Genomic DNA, 5112 nt, shown 5'->3' with positions numbered 1-5112 from the left:
TGCAATGATTGAGGATTACATTGGCTATTACAATACTAAGCGTTTACAGAGAAAACTGGGTGTAGTAACCCCGATGGAAAAGCACAATAACTATTACGTGGCAGCATAAAAACTGCCACCGGATATCGGTGGCAGTAATAAGTACATGTTTTATTTTTTGCTCTGTCTACTTGACGGGGAGCGGTTCAGATCATCAAGTTCACTGGCTTTTTTCAATAAGGCATTTTCCGTTTCTACATTAAATGTCATCTGATATTCTCTAAAAAACGGAAACCAGTCGCATATATCAAACAGATTTGCATTTCTAAAGATAAAAGAATACTTGTTAAACTTATTATTCAACTCCATTAACGTTTGATTGTATATTTCATCATCATCCTTTTTCCTGAACTTGATTTCCGAGTCCATGTAGCTGATGATCGAGATGACCTTCTGCGTCTGGTCAAAAGATGGGAAATACGCATAGATATATAGTGCCATATCGAGTATCAATAAGGCGCTATTTATATTATGTTTACGTTCATTTTTGGTCCCTTTATCTTTCTTGAACAATCTGTAGCCGGTTTTCTTTTTGCTGATATTATTCAAAAGTGTTGATAAGAGATAAGATACAATCGTTCTCCTGTCATTTAAGTACGTTTGCATTAAAACGTTGATGCCGTCTTTAATAGTATCTATATGAATATAATTTTTGCCTACGACATGCTGTTTTGCGACATCCAATTTCAAAAAATCTGCATGATTTCCATGATAAAAATAATTTCCAATCATCTCAGAAAGTTGTCTTGTCGGCTGCAACCAATCCTTTGGTAAGCAGGGAGTTGTTCCCTTAACAAGTTTTAACTCATTAAGATGCAATAAATATTTCTCACTTATTTCTCTATACGTTTCCAAGATTCGATCAATAGAACGAGTTTCATTGGCAAAAATAAAGATGTCATCGACATATCGATAGATTCTATAATCCCTCTTCGTTTTAATCCCGTCTTGCAGTAAAGAATGCTTTACTTCTTTATCTACATGCTCAAGTAATATCTCCGCTATCATGCGGGAAAACTCCGGGCCGACGACAATACCGTTTGATATGTGTCCATTGATATTCTGCATCAATCTATCAATAACAAGAGCCAGATGAGAGTTCTTAGCATCCTTGGAATCCAATGAATTTTTCTCTATAATCCAGCTAAAGGCATGGGTATATATGCTATCAAAGCAGGCTTTAAAGTCTGTCCTTGCGTAATACCTGAAATTAAAATTACAGGTTCTCCATTGATCTGATCCAGTAAATGCATTGATAGACATATAGGGACCGACATAAAAATAGTTCCCGGCTTGCTGAATAATACTTTTTCCAGTACTTTTAATCTGCTTTTGAAAATAAGCTGTCACATTCTTCGATCTTGCCTTATAATACAGTTGCTTATTTTTTTGGTGGTAGCGCAACGAAAAATCATGTTTTTTCTCAAAATAATTCAATATATCTTTTTGATAGCACTCTATGAAGAAATATATATTTAAGGCTGCATACGGATGAATGACGCTCATTTTCCTCATAGAATCCGTACCTTTTATAATTTTATATCGAAGGGGACATGATGCCCAGCCATTTGTAAATAGCACTTTATCCCCCTTTACTCTGCTTGCCTTTAACGTTGCCAAGATATCTTGCAAAACACGATGGCTTCTTTTTGTAGATAGATACGAGTAAAATTCGTAGAAAGAAAACAAATTTGAAAGTTCTACCGGTAATAAATCCGTCAAGATAAAATCCAGCTTGTTCCTTTCCATTCCTTGTAATTCCATTGACATCTTCTCCATGCGACATTATTATAGTAGATGAAAACCATATAGTTTTCCGTACTCTGGTAATCTTTAGAGTACACACATCATCGATACGGCCATTTGTTTCGACAAATGGGCTCTGCCTAGGCTCCGTATCCATCTGAGGGCGGCTAACTAGCTGTCCTCATTTTTAATACCCTACCTTTACTTTAATCAAATATTCACGCACCAGCTTATCGTAGTCTCTCCATTTTTTATGACAATCAGTAGGTAGAATATCTATTTGCTTACACAAAGCACGCAATGATTTTGCATTATATCCAATATGTTGCACCAAGAGCAAAGTCCGGTTTCTTTTCATATTATCATAAAGATTATAGCCGCAAAACTCTTCTTTCTTAGCTTTCTTATTTTTCTCATGGTTCATGAAATAAGGAAGCGCCATCTTCTCTTCCTTAAAAGCCTCTTCAACCATTGTTTTAAGGAACGTGGTTGTTGCTTTATCAACGTGATCAGTTTCTAAATAATCCCTTAGTTCACCATAATTTGAAATAAAGCCTTTCACTTTCCAGATATACGTATTGGATTTTTTAGTTAAATACACAGTCCGCCTAGTAAAGGCAGCAATCTGATGTCGCAAAAGTTCTAGCTTTTTCTTCTCTTCATCATCTGAATTCTTATATTCACGAATGAGCTTTTTGACTCTTTTTTTATATTTCTCCCGTTTTTCAAGTGTGATTCCATATTGCACTGAAATGTCTAAGGAACCATTCATTTTACCATTTGATTCACTATGAAATGTAAAATTATACCCTAAAAAATCAAACATTTTTTCGTGTTCCCCTATCTCCCTTCTTGCTATATAAGAGAACTTCTTCCTATTTAATGATGTTTTACATGTCTTGCATTTTTTATCCAATCCTATGGATTGATTCCTAAATATTTCTTTGACAGCTGTATCGAGTACTGATACGATTCCTTTTTCTTCATAATGCTGATTCAAGATAATAATTCCATCATCGATGTATCGTTCATAAAAAATCAAGCCCTTATTCCAGAGCTGCTTCTAGAAATTCATCGAATTGCAAAGCAATGATTTCTGCAATAACATTGGATGTACTAAGACCAGCATAGGCATATTCTGTTTCAAGAGAAAACTTCTCAATCAATTCTTGTTCAAGTCGATCTGAGATTTTATTTTTTATAATTTTTTCGTATACATAATTGGTGGAAATAGAATTGAAAAAATTCTTAAAATCAAATCTGACTATTGTAAAATCTGACATTTTTACAATTGCTGCCATAACATCAAAAAGTTCCCTAGCAATCTTATTTCTATTAGGATATTTAACATGGAATGCCTTATCCAAAATTTGCTTGATGCACTGACATAAAACATTTTCTGCTGAGTCTAAGTCCGGATATTTTACAACGATTCTCTTTTTATTTCCTTGGCTCAAGACAAATCGTTCGAATTTACGAAAATCTACATTTGTATCCAAATTTAATGTTTTTTCTAAAATCTCTTTTGTCAACTGACTTATCTCACTGTTATTCTTATACGTATCAGTATCACAAGCAACAATCTTTTTCACCGCTCGTTTAATCTCGGCCTCAATATACAACAGTGTCACCTCACAAAACCAGATTGTCCATGCAAATATTTTCCGCTTTTCTTTATCATCTTTTCATATCGTATCGTTTCTCTTTATCCATGTCAATGGCTTATGATTATGATTGACTTGGTCAACTAGTTTGTGCCCATTAATTAATAGATTTATTAAGCAGCGGGATACATCATTCCCTTAAAACAATCCTGAAGGGATGGAATTAGCCATTTGTATTCGTTAATTAGTAAGTGCCTCATGCGATAATTTAATTCTGAACTACCATTGTTCAGTTGTTTCTACTTCCTTCATTTTTTCTAACCGGTACGACTCAACGTTCATGTCTAGCGTACAAGAAATTATCAGCTCACAGCCGTGGCTTCATATGTAGCGAGCTGGTAATTCTACATAGAGGAGGCCTAGCTAGCTGAATATAGGAGACTTCTCATAACGGCGTTAGGGAATTCTAATGATGAATCTATGATTTTGGCTTGAAAAAAAACAGCCAAATCATATCGTTGATTCAGCAATGCGTGATTCGTGCAAGATTACTGTTATTTTAACCCACCTGGAAATTATCCTTTGATGTGTGAAGTTTATAGGTACTTCCAACACTGAGATATTATTTGTTTACCATTTGACTTATAGTTTAATATTTGATAGCCTATATATAGTACTTATCTTATACCGCAAATACCATATTCTGTATTTTTTTATACTTAGGAGGAAGAATGACAAATAAACTCGATGCATCGAAAATTCCAGAAGCATTAATCAATGGATTTATTCCGTTTAATTCAATATTTTCATTTATCCTAAATGATATAACTTACACTTACTTCTTTCTCCATCCTTCAGTAAAAAGTATCCCAGCTTGGATATCAGGATTATACTTTAATCCCACATTGATCAATTTCGGATTTCATTATATGCTCTTAGACTGTAAAATTCTATTCAAACAAATCGCTCTATATCCTGATGAGATGTATAAATTAGATTTGACCGATAGAATCAGTGATGGAAAACTTCTTTACATAAATTACACTGCACAAAATGCAGGTTGCATTCCCACAGAAATTTATGGGAATTGTCCTATGGGGCATGAATATTCTAAAGTAAAAACTCTTTTCCCTATTCCAATAAATAATGTTCCTCAACAAAAGACAAAAGTCTCTATTTTATATGTCTATGCCTCTGCAGATCAATGGAATAATCCCATTTTGCATGAATTAATTAATGCATTTGACAGCATGACAAAATTGAATTATGTGTCATTTATTACTCAGCTACAGAAGGCCTGTGAATTAGCATTACGCAATTTTAATTCCAAGCATAACAATAATTTCTCAACATATTTTAAGAAACTCCATGACCTTCCAAAACAATTATCTGAATATAACCTTCCTCCTATGCCTAACGTTATACTAGAAACGCTTGACGAAATACGTAAATTACGAAATATTGCCACCCATGAAGGAACACTCGATAACATAACTAAAGACAAAGTTAAAAAATTTGCAATGTATTCCTTCTTGTTTTGTAAGTACTTTGAAATTATGGATACCAATGATTCCTCTCATAAAGCAATAATGCGTATGTTCAGTGTAAGCGTAAAATAAAACCATGGATACTCCCACCTGCCAAGATATGAGATAATCATCATAACGAAACGGGAGAAATTAGATAAATTCGAGTCTGATCTAAATTGTCTAATTTCTCTAAT

5 protein-coding genes are annotated in these 5112 nt (G+C 33.9%); 2 read left to right on the top strand and 3 right to left on the bottom strand.

Annotated features, from left to right (window positions below; translation table 11 throughout):
* Window positions 1-4 precede the first annotated feature (4 nt).
* Window positions 5-109: an IS3 family transposase gene (locus H8J70_RS12930; protein WP_425489114.1), complete on the top strand. Its 105-nt coding sequence runs from the start codon at window positions 5-7 to the stop codon at window positions 107-109.
* 41 nt (window positions 110-150) lie between these two features.
* On the opposite strand, the gene H8J70_RS12195 is transcribed toward H8J70_RS12930, so the two are convergent.
* The 3 genes from H8J70_RS12195 to H8J70_RS12185 all read right to left on the bottom strand — a co-directional run bounded on the left by H8J70_RS12195 (window position 151) and on the right by H8J70_RS12185 (window position 3407).
* A complete protein-coding gene (locus tag H8J70_RS12195; RefSeq protein ID WP_186504566.1) occupies window positions 151-1803 on the bottom strand; it encodes an RNA-directed DNA polymerase in 1653 nt (550 codons plus the stop codon).
* A gap of 169 nt (window positions 1804-1972) precedes the next feature.
* Window positions 1973-2785 carry a hypothetical protein gene (locus tag H8J70_RS12190; RefSeq protein ID WP_186504565.1) on the bottom strand — a complete coding sequence of 271 codons (813 nt, stop codon included), beginning with the start codon at window positions 2783-2785 and terminating at the stop codon, window positions 1973-1975.
* A gap of 46 nt (window positions 2786-2831) precedes the next feature.
* Complete coding sequence (locus H8J70_RS12185) at window positions 2832-3407, bottom strand: RNA-dependent RNA polymerase family protein (RefSeq protein ID WP_222433712.1); 576 nt, start codon at window positions 3405-3407, stop codon at window positions 2832-2834.
* A 713-nt stretch (window positions 3408-4120) separates the two neighbouring features.
* Here H8J70_RS12185 and H8J70_RS12180 point away from each other — a divergent pair.
* Window positions 4121-5008 carry a hypothetical protein gene (locus H8J70_RS12180; protein ID WP_186504563.1) on the top strand — a complete coding sequence of 296 codons (888 nt, stop codon included), beginning with the start codon at window positions 4121-4123 and terminating at the stop codon, window positions 5006-5008.
* The last annotated feature ends 104 nt before the right edge of the window (window positions 5009-5112 follow it).

This window comes from Megasphaera hominis (genome assembly GCF_014269395.1).
Taxonomy (GTDB): Bacteria; Bacillota; Negativicutes; order Veillonellales; family Megasphaeraceae; genus Megasphaera; species Megasphaera hominis.
This window is presented reverse-complemented; position numbering and strand designations above follow the sequence as displayed.

Coding starts and splice junctions, on each gene's coding strand:
- H8J70_RS12930 (WP_425489114.1), top strand. CDS start 5: ATGATTGAGGATTACATTGGCTATTACAATACTAAGCGTTTACAGAGA.
- H8J70_RS12195 (WP_186504566.1), bottom strand. CDS start 1,803: ATGGAATTACAAGGAATGGAAAGGAACAAGCTGGATTTTATCTTGACG.
- H8J70_RS12180 (WP_186504563.1), top strand. CDS start 4,121: ATGACAAATAAACTCGATGCATCGAAAATTCCAGAAGCATTAATCAAT.